The organism is Limnospira sp., from assembly GCF_051859755.1.
Classification (GTDB): domain Bacteria; phylum Cyanobacteriota; class Cyanobacteriia; order Cyanobacteriales; family Microcoleaceae; genus Limnospira; species Limnospira fusiformis.
In genome coordinates this window covers 1-24,411 of the sequence record NZ_JBIMLI010000049.1, presented here as the reverse complement: position 1 = coordinate 24,411, position 24,411 = coordinate 1, and the positions used below count along the sequence as shown (strand labels likewise).

Annotated in this window: 24 protein-coding genes; 12 read left to right on the top strand and 12 right to left on the bottom strand. The window is 43.8% G+C overall.

Translation table 11 applies throughout. The features are described from left to right. Window positions 1–114: 114 nt before the first annotated feature. The 4 genes from ACTIE0_RS10875 (at window position 115) to ACTIE0_RS10860 (ending at window position 6,103) form a co-directional block, all read left to right on the top strand. Window positions 115–1,302, top strand: coding sequence for an AAA family ATPase (locus ACTIE0_RS10875; RefSeq protein WP_006626186.1), 1,188 nt, complete (start codon window positions 115–117; stop codon window positions 1,300–1,302). Window positions 1,303–1,444: 142 nt separating this feature from the next. Continuing rightward, window positions 1,445–2,425, top strand: coding sequence for a diacylglycerol kinase family protein (locus tag ACTIE0_RS10870; protein WP_006626184.1), 981 nt, complete (start codon window positions 1,445–1,447; stop codon window positions 2,423–2,425). Between the two features lie 101 nt (window positions 2,426–2,526). Next, window positions 2,527–3,153 carry a CDP-alcohol phosphatidyltransferase family protein gene (locus ACTIE0_RS10865; protein WP_006626183.1) on the top strand — a complete coding sequence of 209 codons (627 nt, stop codon included), beginning with the start codon at window positions 2,527–2,529 and terminating at the stop codon, window positions 3,151–3,153. A gap of 217 nt (window positions 3,154–3,370) precedes the next feature. Then, complete coding sequence (locus ACTIE0_RS10860) at window positions 3,371–6,103, top strand: family 10 glycosylhydrolase (protein ID WP_006669297.1); 2,733 nt, start codon at window positions 3,371–3,373, stop codon at window positions 6,101–6,103. A gap of 134 nt (window positions 6,104–6,237) precedes the next feature. On the opposite strand, the gene clpX is transcribed toward ACTIE0_RS10860, so the two are convergent. From clpX to ACTIE0_RS10830, 6 genes are all read right to left on the bottom strand, one after another. Next, the gene (gene clpX / locus ACTIE0_RS10855; protein WP_006669296.1) at window positions 6,238–7,608 is read right to left on the bottom strand and encodes an ATP-dependent protease ATP-binding subunit ClpX; all 1,371 of its coding nucleotides are present in this window, start codon (window positions 7,606–7,608) and stop codon (window positions 6,238–6,240) included. A gap of 326 nt (window positions 7,609–7,934) precedes the next feature. Beyond that, window positions 7,935–8,861 carry an RluA family pseudouridine synthase gene (locus ACTIE0_RS10850; RefSeq protein WP_006626179.1) on the bottom strand — a complete coding sequence of 309 codons (927 nt, stop codon included), beginning with the start codon at window positions 8,859–8,861 and terminating at the stop codon, window positions 7,935–7,937. Between the two features lie 6 nt (window positions 8,862–8,867). Next, window positions 8,868–10,820, bottom strand: coding sequence for a TolC family protein (locus ACTIE0_RS10845; protein WP_006669295.1), 1,953 nt, complete (start codon window positions 10,818–10,820; stop codon window positions 8,868–8,870). A 2-nt stretch (window positions 10,821–10,822) separates the two neighbouring features. Then, entirely contained in the window at window positions 10,823–12,013 is a 1,191-nt protein-coding gene (locus ACTIE0_RS10840) for an ABC transporter permease (RefSeq protein ID WP_006669294.1), read from the bottom strand. Between the two features lies 1 nt (window position 12,014). Further along, on the bottom strand, window positions 12,015–13,205 hold the full coding sequence (locus tag ACTIE0_RS10835) for an ABC transporter permease (protein WP_006669293.1): 1,191 nt from the start codon (window positions 13,203–13,205) through the stop codon (window positions 12,015–12,017). A 53-nt stretch (window positions 13,206–13,258) separates the two neighbouring features. Beyond that, window positions 13,259–14,761 (bottom strand): efflux RND transporter periplasmic adaptor subunit, encoded by a 1,503-nt coding sequence (locus tag ACTIE0_RS10830; protein WP_006669292.1) that lies wholly within the window; start codon window positions 14,759–14,761, stop codon window positions 13,259–13,261. A gap of 341 nt (window positions 14,762–15,102) precedes the next feature. On the opposite strand from ACTIE0_RS10830, the gene ACTIE0_RS10825 reads away from it, so the two are divergent. The 4 genes from ACTIE0_RS10825 (at window position 15,103) to ACTIE0_RS10810 (ending at window position 18,061) form a co-directional block, all read left to right on the top strand. After that, window positions 15,103–15,936, top strand: coding sequence for a M15 family metallopeptidase (locus ACTIE0_RS10825; protein WP_039932977.1), 834 nt, complete (start codon window positions 15,103–15,105; stop codon window positions 15,934–15,936). A 387-nt stretch (window positions 15,937–16,323) separates the two neighbouring features. Next, on the top strand, window positions 16,324–17,007 hold the full coding sequence (locus ACTIE0_RS10820; protein ID WP_006626173.1) for a hypothetical protein: 684 nt from the start codon (window positions 16,324–16,326) through the stop codon (window positions 17,005–17,007). A 138-nt stretch (window positions 17,008–17,145) separates the two neighbouring features. After that, the gene (locus ACTIE0_RS10815; RefSeq protein WP_006626172.1) at window positions 17,146–17,496 is read left to right on the top strand and encodes a PadR family transcriptional regulator; all 351 of its coding nucleotides are present in this window, start codon (window positions 17,146–17,148) and stop codon (window positions 17,494–17,496) included. A 25-nt stretch (window positions 17,497–17,521) separates the two neighbouring features. Further along, the gene (locus tag ACTIE0_RS10810; protein ID WP_006626171.1) at window positions 17,522–18,061 is read left to right on the top strand and encodes a cofactor assembly of complex C subunit B; all 540 of its coding nucleotides are present in this window, start codon (window positions 17,522–17,524) and stop codon (window positions 18,059–18,061) included. Between the two features lie 18 nt (window positions 18,062–18,079). Here the strand turns inward: ACTIE0_RS10810 and ACTIE0_RS10805 are convergent, their stop codons facing one another. Continuing rightward, window positions 18,080–18,202 (bottom strand): hypothetical protein, encoded by a 123-nt coding sequence (locus ACTIE0_RS10805; RefSeq protein WP_006626170.1) that lies wholly within the window; start codon window positions 18,200–18,202, stop codon window positions 18,080–18,082. Window positions 18,203–18,384: 182 nt separating this feature from the next. Further along, window positions 18,385–18,702 (bottom strand): DUF3155 domain-containing protein, encoded by a 318-nt coding sequence (locus ACTIE0_RS10800; RefSeq protein WP_006669290.1) that lies wholly within the window; start codon window positions 18,700–18,702, stop codon window positions 18,385–18,387. 398 nt (window positions 18,703–19,100) lie between these two features. Here ACTIE0_RS10800 and ACTIE0_RS10795 point away from each other — a divergent pair, with 398 nt between their 5' ends. The 4 genes from ACTIE0_RS10795 to purU all read left to right on the top strand — a co-directional run bounded on the left by ACTIE0_RS10795 (window position 19,101) and on the right by purU (window position 22,697). Further along, window positions 19,101–20,504 (top strand): sensor histidine kinase, encoded by a 1,404-nt coding sequence (locus ACTIE0_RS10795; protein WP_006669289.1) that lies wholly within the window; start codon window positions 19,101–19,103, stop codon window positions 20,502–20,504. An 88-nt stretch (window positions 20,505–20,592) separates the two neighbouring features. Then, on the top strand, window positions 20,593–21,141 hold the full coding sequence (locus tag ACTIE0_RS10790) for an SLATT domain-containing protein (RefSeq protein ID WP_006669288.1): 549 nt from the start codon (window positions 20,593–20,595) through the stop codon (window positions 21,139–21,141). A 16-nt stretch (window positions 21,142–21,157) separates the two neighbouring features. Beyond that, window positions 21,158–21,811 carry a hypothetical protein gene (locus tag ACTIE0_RS10785; RefSeq protein ID WP_006669287.1) on the top strand — a complete coding sequence of 218 codons (654 nt, stop codon included), beginning with the start codon at window positions 21,158–21,160 and terminating at the stop codon, window positions 21,809–21,811. Window positions 21,812–21,842: 31 nt separating this feature from the next. Beyond that, window positions 21,843–22,697: a formyltetrahydrofolate deformylase gene (gene purU, locus ACTIE0_RS10780; protein ID WP_006669286.1), complete on the top strand. Its 855-nt coding sequence runs from the start codon at window positions 21,843–21,845 to the stop codon at window positions 22,695–22,697. A gap of 16 nt (window positions 22,698–22,713) precedes the next feature. On the opposite strand, the gene ACTIE0_RS10775 is transcribed toward purU, so the two are convergent. From ACTIE0_RS10775 to ACTIE0_RS10760, 4 genes are read right to left on the bottom strand one after another with little or no spacing between them, the layout of a single operon-like run. Further along, entirely contained in the window at window positions 22,714–22,932 is a 219-nt protein-coding gene (locus ACTIE0_RS10775) for an RNA-binding S4 domain-containing protein (RefSeq protein ID WP_006626164.1), read from the bottom strand. A gap of 4 nt (window positions 22,933–22,936) precedes the next feature. Further along, the gene (locus ACTIE0_RS10770; RefSeq protein WP_231296554.1) at window positions 22,937–23,626 is read right to left on the bottom strand and encodes an esterase/lipase family protein; all 690 of its coding nucleotides are present in this window, start codon (window positions 23,624–23,626) and stop codon (window positions 22,937–22,939) included. Continuing rightward, window positions 23,520–23,831, bottom strand: a complete 312-nt coding sequence (locus tag ACTIE0_RS10765) for a hypothetical protein (RefSeq protein ID WP_228116639.1) — start codon at window positions 23,829–23,831, stop codon at window positions 23,520–23,522. The genes ACTIE0_RS10770 and ACTIE0_RS10765 overlap by 107 nt, the downstream gene beginning before the upstream one ends. Window positions 23,832–23,871: 40 nt before the next feature. Then, complete coding sequence (locus ACTIE0_RS10760; protein WP_006626162.1) at window positions 23,872–24,105, bottom strand: hypothetical protein; 234 nt, start codon at window positions 24,103–24,105, stop codon at window positions 23,872–23,874. Between the last annotated feature and the right edge of the window lie 306 nt (window positions 24,106–24,411).

The following is a 24,411-nucleotide window of genomic DNA, read 5'->3' as shown; positions in this document are numbered from 1 at the left end:
ACAGTCCCATCAATCCAACCATCTGGAAACCCTGACAAACTCTTCCCAACTATTATCAATTGCGGATTCCCCGACCCACCGCTATAGTTAGCAGTAGGTCTTAGCAGCGAAATTATGAGTACAATTCCCAAAATCGAATATCTCAAAGTTATAAATTACCGCGCCTTACAAAATCTCGAATTAAAAAGAATTACTCCCCTCACCGTATTTTTAGGTCCCAATGGCAGTGGCAAATCCACAATTTTTGATGTGTTTGCCTTTCTATCTGAATGCTTTACCGAAAGCCTCAGCAAAGCCTGGGATAGACGGGGGAGATTTCGAGAACTCCGCACCCGAGATAGTCAAGGCTGCATTGTGATTGAATTAAAATACCGAGAAACCTCCGACTCACCTTTAATTACCTATCATCTCGCCATCAATGAAGAAAATAATCGCCCTTTTATCGCCGAAGAATGGCTGCATTGGCGACGAGGAGGACAAGGTAAACCCTTCCGTTTTTTGGACTTTAAAAATGGGGAAGGACAAGTCATCAGTGGGGAAATGCCAGACCCACAAGACGAAAGAATCACGGAACAACTTGACTCCCCGGAATTATTAGCGGTTAATACTTTGGGGCAATTTGCCAAACATCCCCGGGTTAGTGCTTTAAGGCGGTTCATCACCGGATGGTATTTATCCTATTTAACCGCCGACAATACCCGCAGCATTCCCGAAGCAGGAACCCAAGAAAGATTATCCACAACGGGGAATAATTTACCCAATGTTATCCAATATTTAAAAGAACAACATCCCCAGCGTTTAGAGGAAATCTTAAAAACTTTATCTTCCCGAATTCCTCGCTTAGAAAAAGTAGAAGCATCAATTATGCCAGATGGTCGTCTGTTATTACAAATAAAAGACGCACCTTTTTCTCATCCAATTCTCGCCAAATTTGCCTCAGACGGAACTTTAAAACTATTGGCATATTTAACTGTATTATATGACCCAAAACCTCCTCAATTAGTCGGCATTGAAGAACCCGAAAATCACTTACACCCGGTTTTATTGCCACAACTGGCTGAAGAATGCCGGACAGCTTCTGCTAATACTCAATTAATGGTAACTACCCATTCTCCATTTTTTGTAAATAGTCTAAAGCCAGAAGAGTTATGGGTACTTTATCGAGATAGCCAGGGTTTTACTCAAGCTAAAAAAACCGCAGATATGCAGGGAGTCAAAGAGTTTATAAATCAAGGTGCCTTGCTTGGTTCTCTCTGGATGGAAGATTTTTTTGACGTGGGAAATCCTCTCATAAATTTGTGATTTTTTTAACTATACTTAATCCCCCAATTCGCCCCGGAGGTTTACATTTTATCCGGCGAGGTTTTGGGATAAATTACTATGATAATATGATAATATATAAATTAGGCGATCGCCTTTAATTAATTCCCGGAATCATCAGAAAATGAGTTGGTCAAATCAACCCCCAAACCCCTCCCCTCAACGATTAGAGATTTTCATTAATCCCGCCAGCGGTAAAGGTAAATCCTTACAGATATTTGAGCAAATAAAACCCATTTTAGCACACCATAACACCGCCTTTAATGTCACCTGCACCCGTCATGCTGGCGACCTCCAAAACCGCGTCAAAAATATGGATTTATCCTCAATTGATGGCTTAGTAGTTGTGGGGGGAGATGGTAGCATTCATGAGGTAATTAACGGCTTAATGAACCGTCAAGACTGGGAAAAAGCCATTAAAACACCTCTGGGAATCATCCCCGCCGGTACCAGTAATGGCTTATGTAAAACCCTGCTACAAGAAGCTGGAGAAACCTATAATCATATCAATGCTACCATTGCCATCACCAGAGGCAATATTCAACCCCTGGATATCTTGGGAGTCCAACAAAGCGAAGGCGAAAGCGATCGCTTTTATTATAGCATTCTCTCCATAGCCTGGGGATTAATTGCTGCCGTCGATATCAAATCGGATAATCTGCGGTTTTTGGGTTCTTTAAAAACCGACATTTATGCACTATGGGAAATCTGGAAACTGCGTCATTATCGAGGCAAATTATCGCTAATTACTGCCGACTGTGAATCTCCCCTTATAATTGAGGATGATTATATACTGTTATGGGCGATGAATGTTCCCTGGGCGGCTTATAATCTTAATCCCGCACCTCACTCTCACCCCACAGATGGAAATATAGATGTTTTATTAGTGCGGCGTGGTATCTCTAAATTCAACTTAATTAAGGCTTTTTTATTGTGCAATAAAGGACAGCATCTAGCCATCCCAGGAATCGAATATTATAAGCTGCGAGGTTTTCACCTAGACCCCCAAGATGGAGAATTTTTAGCCATAGACGGGGAACCTATTTCCTCAGCCCCCATTAAAGTTGAAGTCCTACCCAATTTGGCGCGTGTCTTTCATCCTTAAATACCTAGCCATGTCTGAGTCAGTGTCTGATTATGATTGACTTCTGCCAACTAATGTGATACTTATTGGCTGATAACAAAACATTTATCAACCATCAAAATATGTCAGATACCGTCTACGAAAAGACCTCGGAACTTCCCGAAAATTCCATCGTTTCCCCTCAATCTCCCCTAGACAAAATCCTGCAATTTTTCACGCTCAAAATCGCCAAAGTCTTGATTAATGTGTCTTGGATAACCCCCAACGGCATCACCTGGACTTCTTTATTGATTGGCGGCGGGTTGGCAGGTTTTTTAATCTTAAAACATTACTATCTTTGGGCAGTTGTAGCCATAGTAATTAGTGGGTTACTAGACTGTTTGGATGGAGACCTAGCCCGGAGTAGGGGTATCGCTTCCGATACGGGAAACTTACTGGATAGTGTCTTAGATCGCTATGTGGATTTTTTGATAATATCAGCCCTAATCTTAGATAACCCTAGGGATAACTTAGTCGTGGGATTAATAGCACTTTTGGGAACTACAATGGTTCCCTATATCCGCGCCAAAAGTGAATCATTAGGTCGCAGCAGTATCGCTAGTATTGGTAGCCGGGCTGTGCGAACAGTTTTGATTATTGTAGGATTATTAACCGGGCAAATTTTCCCCCTACTGATAGCTTTGGCGGTAATATCTAATGTGGCGGCTATACATAGATTTGCTCACGCCCTGAACCCAGGGAACGAATAAACCCAACAACTCAATCGGGGTGAGTCTCCCAAATGGGTGGATTGATCAATTCATGGCGATCGCCTTTAGTTGTAGAATGAATCAGGATTTCTGCTCTTCCCCATTAGGGGGGATAATCGCCCTGACTTAGGGTTTCTGGGGGTGTAACTGCATAAACAACCTATCTCGATTGCGATCGGATTTTCGCTCCATACAATAACCAACTACTTAACAGCCCATGGCATCTTCCCGAAAGTACCCACTCACAGCCATTCTGACTGGTATTATAATTAATCTCTCCGCCTGGTTTCCTGGACCAGTGAAAGCCGAAACAATTTTGGGAGTAGTACGTTCCCCATTACCGACAGCAGACTGGAATAGTGTAGAAAGCCGACTACAAAGCAGTCGCATCAACTATCAAACCATTGATATAGATAATCTCAATAGCGCGGAAGCATTACGGGGACTGCGAGTATTATTTCTTCCCAATGTGGAAGTAATGACCACAGACCAAATTCGTATATTAGAACAATGGGTACAACAGGGAGGGCGCTTAATAGCCAGTGGGACAGTGGGGAACCGTTCAACTCCCTTAGCGCGTGAAAGACTAAGAACCCTAATCGGGTCTTATTGGGCTTTTCCCCTGAGTAACCCAGCCACGCCGATTTCTCAAAGCGATCGCTGTCAAGATCAGATTTGTCGTAATATAACAGAGTGGGCCGCCACAGTGAACACCAGTGGAACCGTAGCAGGTGGGGTATTAATTCCCGCCACCCAAGAAAGCTACACCGCCGGAGTTTGGCAGGGTAGCAGCGCTTCCGCCGCCGCTATTGCGACCACCCAGGCTATTTATTTAGGATGGCATTGGGGACGCGGAGAGTCACCAGAAGTAGATACAGCTTGGTTACAGGCTGCTATTAATCGTTACACTGGGGCTAGCAGTCCCCCACAATCCTCTGTAGCCCGCCAAAATCACACCATACAACCAGCGCCACCCCGGCGGCTTAGTGAGTCCCCGACAACTATTCAAACCCCCCCTCAGCAGTCAAATACAGCGTCCCGGACAACTATTCAAACCCCCCCACCAGCTAATCGAGTTAGTAACCCCAACCTAGCCTCAGTCAACCCCCGTCCTTCTTTGCTGCAATTATTTACAGACCCCTCGGAACAATCAGCGCCAGCAGGGTTAGAGGTCAAACCGGGTAACGACCCCATTGATAACACTACCGCCATTTTGATGAGGGAAGAATTAGAGAATCTGTTGGGTAGGTTTGAAAATGCTGTTATAGCTTCGGCTTCTGGTAGTACCCCCATTAACTTGCAGATAGCTTCGGCTGAACCGAAAAATCCAGTGACTACAATTGCTAGACACGCCACATCTTCTATACCATCAAGGACACAAAATGCGATCGCCCTAGCCCAACAAGCGATTAAACAGTTTCCCGAATTGGTAGCCGCCCAAAATTGGGTAGCTGCCAGAAGATTATGGTTAGATGCCCGTCAAAAATTGTGGGAAAATTACCCCACCGACGGAGAGCGATCGGGTGCAGAAATTCGGGCAGTTTGGCTAGATCGTGGTACAATCGTCGCGGCCAGAGGAGAAGCAGGACTCGCCCAAATATTTGACCGTTTGGCAGATGCCGGAATTAATACCGTATTTTTTGAAACTGTCAACGCCGGATATACTATCTACCCCTCGCGAGTTGCACCCTCCCAGAATCCTTTGACCGTCGGTTGGGACCCTTTAGCTGCGGCGGTGAAACTAGCAAAAGCTAGGGGTATGGAATTACACGCCTGGGTTTGGGTATTTGCGATCGCTAATCAGCGACACAATGCCCTCTTGCGACAACCTGACAGTTATTTAGGTCCTGTGTTGTCCGCTTACCCGGAATGGGCTAATTTGGATAACCAGGGTCGGACTTGGCATGAAAACGATCGCAAGGCTTACCTAGATCCAGCTAACCGGGAAGTCCGCAGTTATCTATTACGTTTGGTCGGAGAAATAGCCCACAATTATCAGGTTGATGGCATTCATCTCGACTATATCCGCTATCCTTTTCAGGATGCTAACCGAAATTTTAATTTTGGCTATGGTACAGCCTCCAGAACCCAGTTTAGAGATTTAACTGGAGTTGACCCCATTTCTCTGACTCCCCGTGATGGGGTATTATGGCAACAGTGGACACAATTTCGCTCTGATCAGGTGACATCTTTTGTCCGCGATGTCCGACAACTGTTAAGCACTAATTATCCGAATGTCATTCTCTCGGCGGCGGTGTTTCCACACCCGGAAACTGAACGCATTGCCAAAATTCAACAACATTGGGAAGTTTGGGCGCGTCAAGGATATCTTGATTTGCTAGTCCCTATGACTTATTCCCTCGATACTAATCGCCTACAGCGCATTACTCAACCTCTCACCGGACCACAACAGTTAGGGCTTACTTTAATCGCCCCCTCCGTCAAACTTTTGGATATTCCTAATGTGGTGGCGATCGACCAAATTCAAGCCCTCCGAGATTTACCTAGTGGCGGCTATTCCATTTTTGCCGTGGAAACTATTGATAGCAACTTACAGGGATTTTTGCGTCGCACTCAAAATAATGGCGGAAACCACAGCCCCATTATCCCCTATCGTCAGCCTCTCAAAGCTGCCAGCGATCGCTATTTAGCCCTCAAGCGAGAGTGGAGTTTTCTCCTCGCTAATGACCAACTCTGGATCAGGGAATCTCAACTAAACAGCTTTAGAAACCAAGCAGAGGTTTTAGCACAGGCTTTGCAAAATTTGGCTGAGTCCCCCAATCCTCAAGCCTTGAGTCGCGCTCAACGAGAATTAGCTACTTTTCAATCTCAATTTAACGGTTATATGACCCTCCATGCTAGGGAAAAACCCTACCAAGTCCAAAGTTGGCAAAATCGATTGGCTAGTTTAGATATGCTGTTACGATACGGCGCACACAGACTCAACTGATAATAGATGCGATCGCGCGGGGGGTGGGTTCCACCACTAATCACATCTAAGGGCGAGAAGATTTATCAACTCGCCCTCTGACTCTGACCACAGTAGCTATGAATCCTAACCGGACAATTTTCGGTATATTTAATTTAAGCCGATTCGTGCTGGCGTCGCCAAGCCGGATGCCAGAGAACCTCTGCAGTTGACCGTTTTTCCACCATTTCCTTAGTAATCACACAGCGGTTAACATCCTTGCGGGAGGGTAACTCATACATTACCTCTAACATTAGTTCTTCCAAAATCCCGCGCAACGCACGAGCCCCTGTTTTACGTCGGTAGGCTTCTTTAGCGATCGCAATTAAAGCATCAGGTTCAAACTCCAAAGAGACATTATCCATTTTCAGCAGTTGTTTATACTGCTTAACCAAAGCATTATGAGGCTCAGTCAAGATTTTCACCAGCGCCTCCTCATCCAGAGGTGAAATCACAGTCAGGACTGGAACCCGACCGATAAACTCAGGAATCAAGCCAAATTTCACCAAATCTTGAGGTTCCACATTTTGGAGAATTTCCGTCGTGTCCACAGATGTTTTCTGCACCTCTTCTCCTGGCTTAACACCTGGTTGAATAAAGCCCAGGGACTTTTTACCCATCCGTTGTTCAACCAGCTTATCGAGACCCACAAAAGCACCGCCGCAGATAAACAGAATCTTGCTCGTATCAATTTGGATAAAATCTTGATAGGGGTGCTTCCTTCCCCCTTGGGGTGGCACATTAACCACAGTTCCTTCTAAGATTTTCAACAGAGCTTGTTGTACCCCTTCCCCAGAAACATCTCGCGTGATAGAGGTATTTTCACTTTTGCGGGCAATTTTATCAATTTCGTCTATATAGATAATTCCCTGCTGTGCTGCTTCGATATCGAAATCAGCTACCTGTAGCAACCGCAGTAGGATATTTTCTACATCATCTCCCACATAGCCAGCTTCTGTCAGCGTAGTAGCATCAGCCACCGCAAACGGAACATCCAGGAGTTTAGCCAGAGATTCTGCTAGGAGAGTTTTACCACATCCAGTCGGTCCCATTAGTAGAATATTCGATTTCTGTAATTCTACCTGCTCGTCGCTATAGCCTTGTGTTTCGTCAAAGTCCTGATTGCTAATGTTTCCCGCATCTACACTAAGACGCTTGTAGTGGTTGTAGACTGCCACTGATAAGACTTTTTTGGTATTGTTTTGGCCAATGACGTGCTTATCCAGGTACTGTTTGATTTCCACTGGCTTAGGAAGTTCTGTTAGGGGTGTTAGTCTCGGCTGGGAAGGAGATGGTCTAGTTTCTACACCTAGACCCGGTTGTGGTTTATTTCCAGCCCTTTCTGAAAACTCTTCTTCCAGGATTTCATTACAAAGTTCCACACACTCATCGCAGATATAGACCCCAGGGCCTGCGATTAACTTGCGAACTTGTTCCTGAGATTTGCCACAAAAAGAACACCGTAAATGGGAATCATACCTGGACATATTTAACCTTATTGTCGATAGTTTCTAGCTTTTCTGGGGGAAAAAAATCTTTAAGTAAATCTAAAGATTCAGTCATTTCGCCCCTGTTGGGTTTTCTAGCCGTGTTTTGCTCTACCTTAAACTTAACATTTAATCATGCTAGGGTGGTAGCTAATACTGTTAAAAGATGTTGCTAACTATTTGACCAGCCAACAACCAAGCTCAACAGGGATGGGTTGACAGGTGGGGTAAATTATGATATATTTCACAACCCCGATCATCTTTCATGATAACAGAGGTCAATTGAAAAAGCAACCCACCCCCGGCTCCCAGGGTCAGATTGATAATTAACGATCGCGTAAAACTTTTAATAGAGTCGTCATGGTGTGAGGTAGGGGTGCGATCGCTTCTATTAATTCCCCTGAAGTGGGATGCTGTAGCGTCAGTTTCCAGGCGTGGAGGGCTTGTCCGGGGAGGTTGACTCCCACGGAACGACCTTTTCCATAGACGCGATCGCCCACGATAGGATGACCCATGCTGGCGCTGTGAACGCGAATTTGGTGGGTGCGACCTGTCTCTAGTTCAAATTCTATCAAAGTGTAGTTTCCCAGGCGTTCCTTGACTTTCCAGTGCGTGATAGCGCTACGTCCGCCTTGGTGTTGGGGTACAATTGCCATTTTTTGGCGATCGCTTGGGTGGCGACCTATAGGCTGGTCAATGACACCGGAGGTAGTTTTCGGGACACCATAGATGATCCCTAAATATTGGCGGCGGGCGGTTTTGGCTTGAATTTGCGCTTGTAGGTGTTGGTGGGCGTGGTCAGTTTTGGCGATCGCGATCGCTCCTGTGGTATCTTTATCTAGGCGATGAACTATACCCGGACGCTGTACGCCGCCAATACCAGCTAAGGTTTCACAATGGGCTAATAGGGCGTTGACTAGCGTATCATTTTCGTGTCCTGGGGCGGGATGAACTACCAAGCCAGCCGGTTTATTTATGATGAGTAGTTCTTCATCTTCATAGAGTATATCTAGGGGGATATTAGTAGCCTTTAATTCTAACGGAATGGCTGGCGGGATTTCCACTTGAATGCGATCGCCAATTTGAACTGTAGCCTTTTTCGACGTACAGGGCGAATTATTTATCCAAACATGACCCGACGAAATTAAGGCTTGCAGACGGGACCTAGACAACTGGTGTACCCTTTCTGATAACCACTTATCCAGGCGTTGATTTTCCCCATCTTTATCTTCGCAAATTAATTCAATAACCATAGATTTTTACAAGGGAGTTTCTGTTTCCACAATAATATCCCATCTTTCTAATGTTGTGCCTAAAATTCGGTCTAATTCAGTTAACGAGTTGAGGTAGTCAATTTTGGCATTTAATTCCGCATTTTGAGCGTTGACTAAATCATCTTGAAACCGGACTAAATCGACTACAGAAGTATTACCCACACCTAGCCTAATCTTTTCTTCCTCATTATTTAGTTCCTGTCTCCTAAATTCTGTCAACTCTTGAGCCAACTCTAATTTTTGATAATTATCCCGAACATCCCGCACAGCATTGGCTACATTAATATCAATTTGTTGTCTTTCTTCTACCAAATCATTTTGGGCTTGTATTAGACTAATACGACGGCGCTCAAACTCTTGTTCTATAGTGCGATCGCCCAATTCTTTGCTAAACACAATTCCCGCCCTTAATTCCGTTCTATCTTCTACAATATTCGGTGAGGGATTATGGCGAATTCCTGTATCCAAGTCAATCTGCCATCGTCGATTATTTTCCGCTATAATTAAAGCAGTTTCTGCCTTTTCTATTTCTAGTTTAGCCTGTAAATAATCTGGTCTATTGACTAAGGCGATTTCTCGAATTTCCTGCAATTCTGGCATTTCTAGTTCATCCAAATCTATTTGGACAGCCACCGGAACAATATCTTGCTCTAAATCCAGAATATTCAATAATGCTAATTGTTGCCTTTTAAGGTTATTTTTAACATCTAAAAGGCTAATTTCATTATTTTTAACTCCGCGTTGGGCGGGAATTAACTCCATAGCCGGAAGACGACCTACATTAATTAAAAATTGTGTGTTTTCTACTTGTTGTTGAGAGGAAGCCAAAGACTGCACTTGAATTTTGACCCTTTCCTGGGCTTGGATTAAATTTCGATAAGCTAAAATAACTTGAGTTATTTGGTCAATCAAAGTATTCTTGAGGTTTAAAATATTAATAGCTTCATCAAGGCGAGCAATTTTTATCGACGCTTGATTTACGGCGATTCCACTATCTCTTAAAAGGGGTTGTCGGAAGGATAATTCTAAATTCTGTCTTAATCTATTTTCCGCATTAAAGCTGCTTCCTTGTCTCTCGCCGCGACCTGTCCAGCCCATATTTAACTCTCCCCCTGTGGGAATTTTTATCACCATTTGAGCCCCTAAAACTAACCCTGATGTCATAGAAAGACTTTGTCCCCCCTGTCGAATATCTTGCCATTCAATTGATAAATTGGGGGTAAACTCTGGAGCAAATTTGTCCTCCGCTACTTGTAAATCTCGACGCTGTATAATTCTTTCTAGGTACTGGTTTTTAATGTTTCTATTATTGGAAAGAGTGAGAAAAACCACATCTGGTAGGGTTAATTTCACAGCATTATCTTGATTTTCTGGGATAAACTGGGGAATTTCTGGGGAGGGTGTACCTTCATTTGTGGGGGAGTTAATCAGGGGTTGAGATTGGCTAAATTGGGGGGGAATTTCTATGCCATCTAACCAATTATATAAGCTATTATTGACGCGGTATTCTGCTGATTTGGGGAGGGTGGCGGCAATGGTTGGTCGGGGTTGGGGGTTAGCGATCGCCTTTTGATTGCTATCTCTTTCTAACGAAGATTCTGGCGAGATAATCTGTAAATTGGGTTCAGTTGGCGAGGGTTCATTTTCTAGTTTGAAGGGAGAGAACCTGGCTATATTCCCGATAATTTGGGGGAGTTTAACCCGAGTTTTTTCTGTCCTATGATTATCTAAATTAATGCTGGGATTGGGTGACGTTTGGGGAAGGTCGGGAGGGTTTAGTAATGGCGTGTTACGGGAGGCGTTAGCTTGGGTAACTGGAGGAGTTTCTAAGCTAACAGCCAGGGTAATACATAAACCTGATGTGGCGATCGCAATTAGTAAAAATCTCAGCCACCAAAAGCGATCGCTCATTGTAGATGGTTCGGGATTTTTATCCATAATTACTGTCCCTTTAATGCTTTCACTGGGTCTAGTTTACTAGCGCGGAGCGCCGGAAAGAACGCCGCCCCTACCCCCACTAATACCGAGGAACTCAGGGCGATTATAGCAGTTTCGTGGTCAAATTCGTATGGTAAGTTAAACTGTTCTGTAACTACTATAGTCGCGCCGTGAACAGTGGCGATCGCTATAGTTCCACCCATGAAACTCAAAACCACCGCCTCTACAATAAACTGTAGCATAACATCGAGTTGTGTAGCTCCAATAGCTCGTCTTAATCCAATTTCTGGGGTACGTTCAATCACAGAAGCAATCGTCACATTAGCAATTCCCACCCCTCCCACAATTAAGGATATTGCACCTACAACTAGCAACGCTTGGGAAACTGATTCCAGGGTTTTCTGTTGTTCTAAAATATCGTTAATATTTTGCCAACCTCGATATTCTTGGGTGGGAATTCGTTGTTGTAAAAGGGCGATCGCTTGCTGTTGTATTTGATCTATTTCTTCTAGGCGTTCTACTCCCACAGTGATATTATGTAAATGACGCGCTCCCGTCGCCGCCGCGTCTAATGGTAGAGGTATCAGCAATAAACCCTGTTGACCAGACCGTGATGATATTTCTCTAGTTTCAGTAACCCCCACGATAATATAAGGTCGATTTTGAATATATACTGATTGGTTAATCGGGTCAATATTTCCAAATAATTCAGTTGCCAAAATTTCATCAACGATAACCACTGGTCGATATTGCTCAAAGTCAGTTGTATTAAAAAAACGACCTTTAATCATGCGGCGACCCGACGTTATTTGATATTCCACAGAAACAGCTAATGCCGATTCTGGATTAACACTGCGATCCTGAAATACAACCGCATTTATCCACCAAGCACCTCGTTGACCAGCAATGGCAGTTACACCCGTTAACCTACTCTGTAAAAACTCTAAATCATTAAGTGTCAAACCCTGAAATTCTACTCCCCGTCTCCAAGCCGGAGATAATCTAATTACTGGCGATTCTCTGGCTGCAATTTGTTTAGCAATTACTGACTCCGAAATATTCCTAACTTGTAGAGTAGCCGTAACTGCTGCTACTCCCATAAATACCCCTACCGCTGACAGAGTAGACCGGAGAGGATTACCGATTAAGGACTGACAACTTAAACCCAATAAATTGAATGTAGATAAACTCATGCTAATCTCCTTTTAAGGCTTGTACTGGTTCAATTTTGCTGGCGCGAATCGCGGGAAATAGCGCTGACATCACACCAATCATTAGCGCTGATGTTAACGATAACTTAGCCGTATTATAGTTAAATTGATAGGGTAAATTAAATCGTTGACTCACCATAATAGTGACTCCGTGAACTGTGGCTATAGCTAAAATGCCAGCCCCTACACTGATGATAACTACTTCTAGGATAAATTGTAGCATAATCTCAAAACGAGTCGCTCCTATGGCTCGTTTTAAACCGATTTCAGGTGTTCTTTGAATAACTGCAGCAATCGTCACATTAGCGATACCCACCCCACCCACTAATAAGGCAATGATACTGACCACTAATAATGCTTGGGAAATAGATGCTAAAGTTTCTCTTTGTTCTAGAATGTCTGTAATGTTTACCCAATCTCCATATTGTTGAGTGGGTATACGTTTTTGTAAAATAGAAATCGCTTGTGTCTTGATTTGATCAACATTGTCTAAATCTTGAATACCAATCATCAACTCGTCAAGCTGTAAATTTCCGGTAATTGCCATATCTAACGAAAGGGGAATCATTAATAATCCTTGTCTTTGCATCGACGGAAAAATATCTTTGCTTTCAATCACTCCAACAATGGTATAGGGTCGATTTTCAATATAAACTCTTTGATTAATAGGGTCCATATTATCAAATAAATGATTCGCTAATACGTCATCGACAATAGCCACTGATAAATATTGCTCTACATCAGTGGAATTAAAAAAACGTCCCTTGATAATTCTGCGTCCAGAAACTTGCTGATATTCTGGGGTAACAGCAATTGTCATGTCAGGATGTCCTGTGCGATCGTGAAATTGCACAGAATCTATCCACCAAACAAACCTTAATGTTATCACTTTGGTGATACCTTGTAAATTATTATTAAGAAACTCTACATCATCCATAGTAAAAGATTGTACTTTCCCACTTTGATGGTCAGATATCCACAGGTATAAAATCGGAGATTCCCGTTCATTCATCTGTTGTTCAATGACCGCTTCCGAAATATTCCTAACTTGCATAGTTGCTGTGACTACAGCGACTCCCATAAATACCCCTACCGCTGACAGGGTAGACCGGAGAGGATTACCGATTAAGGACTGACAACTTAAACCCAATAAATTAAAGATAGATAAACTCATGGAATTATTTGATGATAATGATTAGGTATAATCCTTAATTAACGATGATAAATTTATTGAGGTTCATGGACAATAACTTTACCTGGTTCTAAGGTTTGGTTAAAGGGAGGCGAAATCACTAAATCTCCTGAATTTAAACCCGAAGTAATTTCTACCTCTATTAATCCTTCTAGCCCGAGGGTGACAGGCTGCTTTTGAGCCGTATTATTATCATCTAATACCCATACATAGCGAGAGTCTCTATCTCTTTGGATTAATTCGGTATTCAGCACCACAACATTTTCTCGTTGATTTAAGACAATTTCTACACTAACTGGACTCCCTGGAATTAAACGTCCAGTGGGTCTATCTAATTTAACAGTAGCAAAAACCGACGCTTGTCCTGAACCTGAGTCTTGATTTCCTTCCGACTGTCTGGTGGCGAGATCAACCTGGTCTACTCGTCCTATAAATACTTCAGGATTAGGCCCTATTTCCGTAATCCGGGCTAGTTGATTTTGTCTAACTTGAACAGCGTTAAGGGTTGATAATTGCAGCCTAACGATTTCCTGATTAGGGTCGCCTAATGTGATTAAATCGTGACCGCGATTCAGTCCATCTCCCGCTTTAACATTGATATTAAGTACCACTCCATTAATAGGAGATGTAATCACAAAATTTTGTAATTTCAGTGCTTCCTCTTGATATTCTATTTGTAGGCGTTCTAGTTCACTGATGCTTTGTCTCAAAGTGGTTTTAGCCTGTCTTAGCCTAATCTCAGACTCTACCACGGGGGAAGTGTTAACTGTAGTAGAAACCGTGATTAATTCCGCTTTAGCTGATGCCAATTCCATTAAGGTAGTATTAAGGTCATGTTTGGCGTTTCTTAACGCGGTGGTTTGCTGACGAACACTTTCTTCTCCCCGTTCAATTTCTTGTTGTGCCACAAATCCTCTTTCCAGTAGTTCTCGGCTGCTGGCTAATTTTTCCTCAGCCGCCGCTAATTCTATCTCCGCCTCTTCCACTTTTTGGCGATTCCGATTAACCTGGGATTCAAGTCTCTGAATTGTTAAATCTTTGACGGCTTTTTTGGAGGCTAATTCTTGCTGATATTGTGCTTGGTCAATTTGTAACTGGCGTTGGGCGGCGGCTAGTTGTTCTTCGGCTTCGGTTACTTCTTGGCGATGGCGTTCTACAATAATTTCCTGTTTTTGGATGTCTAGCTGTTTTTTCTGTAAAATGGTTTGTTGGTTGGGGTTGCGTAAACTCATCAGTTGTTGACCCTGGGTGACGCGATCGCCTACTTGTACTAAAATATTTTCAACCGCACCATCTTCAGGAGATTTAATGCTACGCTGTCCGCCTAGTTCTAAAATTCCCCCTTCATTAATGCGGTTTTCTACATCTCCGAGTTTTACAGGAATTACCTCGGCAGAAATGGGCGCTGGTGGTCGATTTTGGATGATATCATAACCCAAAACTCCACCCACTCCGACCACAGCAAAGACGGCGGAACCCACGAGCCATTTGAGACCCCGCTGATAGGCTTGTTTGGCAGGATAATCTACAATAGACACGGTATAAAAGTTGCTATTTCAGCTAACCTATAGTAGTTGGCAATCGCTTTTGAGGTGTTTTCCAGCATCATCGATGTAACCATTAGCTCATCGATAGCCTAATTAAGATATGATAGCAAACTAACACTGTCTGCCCCAAAGAAAACCGGGTTATGTCCCCGACACACTGTAGTATATAGCAGTTAATATAGCCGTTAGGCGTCCTCTCGCGTCAGGTTAACTTGTCCACCAGGAGTAGTCTGAGGGGACTGTGTTATCAGTGGTTAAGGCTCCTACCTGCTTTTTTTGTGATTTTGTTCAACGGGATCAATATGTACAAGAACTTGGACAATGTTCCGCCCATGACCAGCGAAGATATCCCGGAAGCGATTCGAGATACTCCCAACTCCGATCATAGTACCCTTGGTAAGTCTCAGCGATCGCCAAAATTTTGGCAGTGGTTTGCCCTGGGTATAGTGGCCTTTGTAGTGGCTCTCGGCCTTAACTACCAATTTGGGATTTTGGTCGTCGATCGCACCTCTGTTAACCTGTCAGCATCAGAAACAACTGATGCTATGCAACCGCCACCAACAACTAACCCACTACCCACACCATCGGTCATCCCTAACCAAGTTTCCCAACTACCAGTTAACCTTCTGGGACATCTTCCCTATGAGGAAGCCCCCGAGAGTGAACTGAAAAATATTACCGCTGATGGTGTGATCAGGTTACGTCGCGCCGCCGCTTATGCCTTTTTGGACATGACTGATGCAGCCAGAAGAAGCGGAATTATTTTGGTTCCCATATCTGGGTTTCGGGGTTTGGAAGATCAGGAATTTTTGTTTTTTGACATCAAAGCCCAAAGGGGACAAGTCCCCAGTCAACGCGCCCAAGTAAGCGCCCCTCCTGGCTACAGTGAACATCACACCGGCTATGCTATTGATGTGGGCGATGCTAACTTTCCCGATACCGATCTGAGAGAGACTTTTGATCAAACTCCCGCTTTTAAATGGCTAGTCGATAATGCCGCTTTCTATAGTTTTGAGCTATCATTTCCCAAAGATAACCCCCTCGGGGTGAGTTATGAACCGTGGCACTGGCGTTATGTGGGCGATCGCCATAGTTTGGAAACCTTCTATAAAGCGCGGTCTATAGATGTTGCGTCTCCCTCTGACCTAGTGAACGGTGACAATTGATAATAAGTCAGCACCCCCGGCTGAAGCACGGGGGCTTCGTGCCCCCCGCTTTCAGGTAGCTGACCAGCTTAAGCCTTAACTGGCTACGTTCAGAGCAAGAGTTAAAGTTCCTACCCTGGAATGCGTGCTAGTTCCAGGCTCATGAACCGAATCGTTAAACATCTCTAAGGGGTTAAGGACGTGCGATTTGGATAGTACCGACTCTGAACATTGGCGAAGCAAACATTACCCCGCAAGGGAGTCGGAGCCAACCATAGCTCCATGGAGGGGCAACCATACCCCTCCACCCCGCAAGGGGGTGCTGGCGGCGGTCAGCCGCTTGAGTCGGTTTTCCTCTCCGTGATCAATCACGGAGCTTCCAACCCTCCCAGGAGTTTTACGTGATAAATGCGGGATACTTCTTTAAATCTGATTGCGATTACTATTTTTACCCTGACTTTAACTACCCTGGTAGCGCCTCTGTTTCATATATCCGCCGCCGTCCCAGCCGGAATGGTGTTTGTATTATTGGGATTGGCTACTCTGGATACTTTTAGCCTACAGGGTCAAGGCTCCACTATTTTAGTGGATTGGTTCGCCGGTTCTTCTGGTTCCCGGCGCGATCGCATTGTCCACCACGAAGCTGGTCACTTTTTAATGGCTTATTTGTTGGGTGTTCCCGTGGAAGGATATGCGCTGACCGCTTGGGAAGCCTTTAGACAAGGACAAAAAGCCCAAGGAGGAGTCCGCTTTAATGATGTCGAGTTGATGGAACAACTTGACCATGGCGTGATTTCCTCAGAAGCGATCGATAAATACTGTAAGGTTTGGATGGCGGGTATCGCCGCCGAAATTTTGGTTTATGATCAGGCTCTGGGGGGACTTTCCGATCGCCAAAATATTAGGCGCTTATGGACTCAATTAGGGCGCTCACCTCAAGATGCTGAAATTAAGGAACGCTGGGCTATCTTACAGGCTAAAACTTTGCTCAAGCAAAACTGGTCAGCATTAGAAGCCTTGGCGGCTGCTATGGCTGAGGGTGCTTCTGTGGCTGAGTGTTATCAGTTAATTGGCGATCGCAAAGCCAGTTAGTCAAAATATCCTCAAATAGTGATTTCATTGACCAAACGCTGGTTAACAAACGCGATAAATTAGATGTCAAAAGTCAATGGACACCCCTTGCTGTTTTCATAAACAGGTAAGGATAAGGATGTGGAGTGGGACAGGCTGATGACCTTTGAGGATATCTATCGATTTTTTCAAGACCCGCCGCCGATTTATCTCAATCGGGAGTTAGCGGTTTGCTATGTCTTATCGGTCTTTTTGGGTGAGGACTCCTATGGAACTGAGTTGATTAAACGCTTGGAGCAAGAATATAGGATCTATCGTCTCTCAGATACCGTTCTCTATAGCGCTTTGAAGTTTTTGGAACGGGAGGGAACTATTAGCGGATATTGGCAAAAAGTTGACGGTCGAGGAAGACCCCGCCGAATGTACCAAGTTTTACCCGAGTGTCGTCCCCTAGCAGGAGAACTGGCTCAACTTTGGTATGACTACACCAATAGCCGTAAAATAATATAGTGTCCGCTAGTCGTTCCCGAAATTTATGACCATTCCTGTTATTCCATCCACCTTTTTTCTGACCCTGTTATTGGCTGTCGGTCTGTTTTTCTTTATCAAGGCTTCGGTTAAGGAGCGAACTGAGCAGCAAACTATCTGTGTCCCCCAAGACGCGGACACTCTCCTAGAGCAAATTCAGAATTATTTTCACTCGCGAGCCTACCGTGCGATCGCTATTGATCGCCAGGAAAATTCTATCACCTATGAAGGCTTAGTCCGCCCCAGTTGGTTCATGGCCATTTTTCTCACCCTGTTAACCGCTATTGGTAGCCTGTGTTTGGGTTTGGTGTTGTCAATGGCTATCCCCGCTTCTGGCTATGGTTTTCTCGCCCTGGTGCTGTTTTCTCCTCTCGCTGGCTTTTTTTATTGGCAAAAGGCCAAGCGACCAGAGCAGGTGTTCCTACAACTGGAAGCCGTTAGAAGTTCTGAGAGCAGAACCGAGAGTCTGATTCGGGTTACAGCCCATAGAGATGAACTGGCTACCTTAAAACAAGCTCTCGCTTCTAAGCAATCAGAGAACATTTAAGGCTAATAGCAACCCGCTCTAACTTTTGGCATCAATTCCCCTAGCACGACCAGTAATTGGCCGCCTAGCTTCTCCCCCTCTCCCCAAGCCAACGGGGACGCTCCCCAATTCAGGAACGATTAAATCAGAGAGGGTTCTCATACCTAGTCCTCGGCATCTTCCTCCCGTTAACTTCTGGTATAACGGGAGACTCCTGCCGACATTAAGTTAATCCGATGACAAACCAATGTCTGGTTAATCTCCCTGTTCGGAACAGTTTGATCTCCCCAAATATGGCGGAATCCTGACAAAAAAAATGATGTTGTCAGTTACAACATCCACAATTAAACTCTCGCGGTTGTCGTCACCAGGTTATTGTTTTTTTCAGCAATATGCTTTAGGCTGGGGAACAAAAAATGGTTTTCTTCGACATACTGAGCACCAAATAGACCTTTTTCCGCCCAAAAATAGCGATCGGTCGTGTGTTCGTTTCTTTTGACCAGCAGCAAAGCCGGCGGAATTATGCCCTCAGAGTGAATATACTTGCGGGCTGCAGTTACCGGTTTATCTTCGCCACTGGAAATGCTATATTGAGGCACGCACTCAAGAATGCGCCGTCCTTCTTGTCTGCGACGGCTCTTGCGCTTACGTCTTCTAGCCAATTTCTTTACCTCCTCTTTGAGCAGATGGGTGTAAATCTAGCTACCAAATACGAGTGAATTATATATCTTCTGGCCAGAAATTTCAATAGATTTTAATACATTGATACAAATAAAAAATAATCGCCCAGTTTTGGGAACTCAAGGGATTATCCCTAGATGGTTTGACCCCCAAGTTGAGTTGATTAGGGTCCCATTCCTCAAAAGGCAAAAGTGGACAGCCATGGCCTGTGAAATCCAGACTACTATATAATCGGGATAGCGCCGTTGAGATCAAGTTTGATGGTTTCTGGGTCGAGTTAGTTTACCATACCACGGGGCAAATTAGTTATCCCCTGGTAGGGAGGGATCTCGTTGTGAGGGCTAAAGGGTATCAAATTAATTGTTAATAAACCTTGCTCATGGCTACCAGTTCGGAATTTATCACCCTTTGTCAAGCTCAAGTTTCCCTAATCACGGGTTGGGGAGCCTCTTTAAGTGTGGTATATCTGGCGGAAGATTGGGCGGCGGGTCAGCCAGGAAAACTGATCCCGATCGCTGCTTATCCAGAAATACCTCGGTCATGGTCTGATGATCAAGTTCTGCTCCAACTACCCCAGTGGGATTTTACCTGGTCTGTGAAACCTAGTCTCCTCCCCAGGTTAGCTCCCCCATCAGAAACTATTGCGAGGACAGAGACAGAAGAAGTGGAATCATTCGGGGACCCACCCCCAGAGTCGGACTGGCAAAATGTTGATTCTCCTCAAAAACAAGTCCTCCCACTAATTCACGATCGCATGGTGATGGGTTTTTTGGTGACAGGTCGCGATGACCGACCCTGGAATTCCCAGGAACAGCGACAACTGAGAGCGATCGCTCATACTCTTACTACTGCGTGTATTTTGGATCGACGTTCTCAATGGCTACAACAGGAAGTTAGACAACAATATCAGCTACAAAGCCAAGAATACCAAACTCTACAGGGGTTATTGCATCAGCTAAAAAGTCCCCTGACTGCTTTGCGGACCTTTGGGAAACTTTTGCTAAAGCGCCTCAATCCCGATGACCGTAACTATAAACTCGCTGATAATATCCTCAGCCAAAGCGATCGCATTGAGGAACTACTCCAACAGGTCGATCGCACTGCGGAAAGAGGAGAAAATCTCCTCAGTCTCCCCTTTTCCTCCATTGGAGATAGCCAAACAGCTACAGTAGAATATGTAAACACTAGCCGCGAACCTCCGACACCAGTGGCTAAGTCCCCGGTTTTGCTACCTGCTACTGATATTATTGAACCGATTAAGGTTCAGGAGATTATTAACCCCCTATGGACGGCCACTTGTGCGATCGCCGATGAACGACAACTTATATGTATTGCGGAAATTCCCCCAAAAGTCCCTACAGTGAGAGGAAATGCTAAGGCGCTGCGGGAGGTGATTAGCAATCTTTTGGATAATGCACTTAAATATACTCCCCCCGGCGGCGAGATTTATCTGAAAGTGGCCCAGAATTATGCGATCGACCATTGGCCGGCTCCCGGTGTGGCTATTGCTATCAGTGACACCGGACCGGGAATTCCACCAGGCGATCGCGATCGTCTATTTGAAAGAGGATATCGGGGTATTCAGGCTCAAGGGAATATCCCTGGTACTGGCCTGGGTTTGGCGATCGTCCAAGATTTACTCAAGCCAATGCAAGGGGAAATAATGGTCTATTCTCCCTGTCTTCCTGAATGGCTACCCCAGGGAGTCACTCCCAAAACTGAAGCCGGAACAACTTTTATGATCGGCTTACCCGTCACTTCCGGTCGCGCTCCTGTTTCATAGCCTCACATAATATCGTATAATTTTTGAGCGCAGTTACCACCTGAAACATCAACCCCACTGCTAGAAAAATACTAGGGACATCTATAGTATGAATGAATTGGTTAAACGAGAGGATATTCTCGCTAGAGCCGAAGATAGAAGAAATTTATGTAGAATTATGTCTTGGGCGCATCTTTATGTGTCAGTTCGTTGGTCTCACACTAATTTATATATCGGTATTCCCAGCACCGTTTTAGCCGCTGCCGCTAGTGTCCAAGCGATCGCCGATTTGCAAGCGGAAGATGGCGCAAGCTATGGATTATATATTGTATTTTCAATTATGGTGGCGAGTTTGGCTCCTTTATTGACTTTTCTCAATCCTATGGATAGGGCTACTAACCACTTATCCGCTTCTCGTGTCTATGAACAAATGGGAGATGCTTATGATAAATTCTTGCTTTATTGTCTCGTTAATCCCCAGGATCTGATTGTTGAACTGGAAAAATTAGTATCCTTAAATGAGCAGTATAATGAACTTAAAAAACCTCTACCAATTACCCCAGAATGGGCTTATCAAAAATCTCTCAAACAGTCTAAAGAGAAAAATTTGATCGCCACTTTAGCAGATAATTATAATGATAAATCCAAGATAAAATAAACCAAAATGCCCAGCAATGACACCTGATTTAGAAGGTTTAGAAATTAGCCGAGGAGAACTGAAACACCTCAGCGGACTAGGTATCAACCGAGTCTACCGACCTGCTACTTTCAAAAAGTTGTTGCAGGAGGGATTAAAAACTTTGCTGGCTATGGGTTTAGTCTTACTCAGTTATGGGATACTAATTGGGATTTTTCCAGCCTATCAAACGGTTTTGGTAGTCATTCATGCGATCGCCTGTTTCGGCTTAATTATTGATGAGACCCTCAAAATTATCACGACTTGGCGACATAAATCTTTAATAGCTATTTGGATGCAAGTGGAGCGATATAATAGAATTATTCATGCGATCGCTTTTTGTGATCAACTGGAAAATGCCGGAAATCCTACCGCTAAAGTCCCTGACCGTTCCCAAATTCTTAGCGCCTTGAAAATGATTAGGAAAGAATTAGTTAGAACCCTCAATACAGAGGTCATGATTCGCCGGAATCGTTGCTTAATTAAAGAATCCTCCCATCTGTTTCCCTGTGATGTTTCTAATTTGACTATACCTCAATGGCAAGATTCTACTACCCCTGATCATCAAATGTTAGCAGAAGCCTGGGATATTGCTATGGCTGTGGAAGCTATAGTAATCAAATCTGTGAAGCTACGGGACAAGTATCTTTAACATTAACCATCAAACCAACAGCCAAATTAAGATGAAATCACCTACTGCTACTTTACTGGTTTTCTGTCCTGACCGTCGTGGACTGGTGGCTAAAATTGCCAATTTTATCTACTCTAATGGTGGCAATATTATTCACGCTGATCAACATACTGATGCTTCAGCCCAATTATTTTTAACTAGGATTGAATGGGAATTAAAAGACTTTAATTTGCCCAGAGATGTGATTGCGCCTGCTTTTAGTGCGATCGCCAAACCTTTAGAGGCTAATTGGCAACTACATTTTTCCGATACTATTCCCCGAATTGCCATCTGGGTGACTAAGCAAGACCATTGTTTATTAGACCTGTTATGGCGATGGCAAGCTAAAGAAATGCCGGCGGAAATTCCCCTAATTATTAGTAATCATCCCGACCTTAAACCTATTGCGGATCAGTTGGCGATCGCCTTTCATCATATCCCCATTACTCCCGACAACAAAAACGAGCAAGAAACCCAGCAGTTGGAGTTATTAAGACAACACAAAATAGATTTAGTAGTTTTAGCTAAATATATGCAAATTCTCAGCCCTCAATTTGTTAGTAGTTTCCCTTCAATCATTAATATTCATCACTCTTTTTTACCTGCTTTTCCGGGAGCTAATCCCTATCAGCGCGCCTATGATCGCGGCGTTAAAATTATCGGTGCCACCGCCCATTATGTCACCGCCGATCTCGATGAAGGACCTATAATAGAACAAGATGTTGTTCGTGTCAGCCACCGAGATACAGTTGCTGACTTGGTTCGCAAAGGAAAAGATTTAGAACGATTAGTCTTATCTCGCGCTGTCCGTCTTCACCTCCAACATCGTGTTTTAGCCTATGGTAATCGCACCGTAGTTTTTGCTTAAAATTAGCCGAATTTGGTCAGATTTTATCTGGTATGGTAACTGGGAAAGTTTCCCCGTTAAAAGTTACGCGATCGCCTTCTATTAATTTCCGTCCCCGTCTAGTTTCTATTTGTCCATTAACCATCACATAACCCGACTGAATAAAAGCCTTAGCCTGTCCGCCACTTTCCACTAACCCCGACAGTTTCAAAAACTTATCTAGTTTGATGTTTTGTTCTGTAACTTTCACCACCATTTCCTCAATTTAATTGATCAATCCACTCAGGAATTACCTCAATAGAACCATACCACTTTCCTGGGGAACTGGGGGAATGCCAAACATTATCTAACGTGATATTTTCTGCCCCTTCTAAATGGGCAGCCTCAACAGGTGTAATGCCATCACCCCAAGTATTTCCCACCCCCACAGTGATTTTATAGCTATTATAAGCTAGTATTTGTCCTCGCTTACGTCCCCCCATAATCGCTTTACCAGCGATACAAACATAGCGGATATCTTCATAGAATGCACCGGGATAATTAAACTTAACAAAATCTAAATTTTTGCGAGTCCATTGTTCCCGACTCATATGGGGAGTTCCCAAGGTGATGAGACTCTTTATATATGGTCGCGCATTCCACAAACCCTGAGTATCTTCATTAACATCATTATGAATAGTATAGGGTTTTTCTCCCATATAAATTCTGGCAATCCAACCCCCAGCCGAATGACCAATTAAGTTAACTTGATCAGAATTATACTGAAGCCGAGTTTGCTGTACTGTCGTATTAATTTTACGCAAAATCGGTACCATTGATCTGCCTCCCACTGTCGGCAACCAATCAAGTTTTTTGATGGGAACAATAAGGGTCGGTATCCCTTCCTTTTCCAGAGATTGTGCTAACTCCTGATAGTCTTTGAATGAGGCAAAATAGCCGGGAATAATCACAGTAGGTCTGGGCATTTTTCAGAAATTTAATCCTTTTGAGTCCGTTTAGCCGTTGGCAAATCTTGGCGATCGCCTCCAAGACTTCAATCAAATGATACAATGAAGCGTTTACCCTTGTCGTTTTGTGCGAGTACAGATTGGTGTCAAGGGATTTAATGCGATCGCTTTTTTGTCCTAGGTGGGAATTTGTACTTATTTTGTCCATTTTCCCAGTAGGCTGTCATCCATTGGGCCAGTATGATAACTTACTCATTGCTTTCTGCTCTGGGACGGTTAATTCGGCTAGTGCGATCGCTTAATTCTGTTGGGTACTGCCTATATTGATTTAGGATTGTGTCAATCAGCTTCATTAGTTCGTTGTCTCTGGAGTTAACCTCTGATATCAGTTTCTGGTTTTGCTTCATTAACTGCCAGACTAAAAAAACTGTAATGCCATCAGTTCCCAGTTTGACTATATCTGGTAATACATTAGAGTCCATTGTTGTTGATTTCGTTGTCTCTTAAATGAAGTCCATGATCATCAGTTGTTTTAGTTAAATATTTTTCAATATGTCTGAAAACCAGCCAGATTATTTTTCTCTCTTCTCTAGTCTCTTTTCTTATTGAAGCTGCTAATCTATTGATGTCTTCTGTATTTTGTTTAACAGTTGTGTGTAGTTCAGAATATTTAGCGGATATAGCACCAGACAGGAAAGTTAGGACGTATAATGGAGAGGACGAGATGACTAAGAAGAACAAAAATGCCAGCCCCCTATAGTTACGACCTCAGACAAAAAGTTATTGAT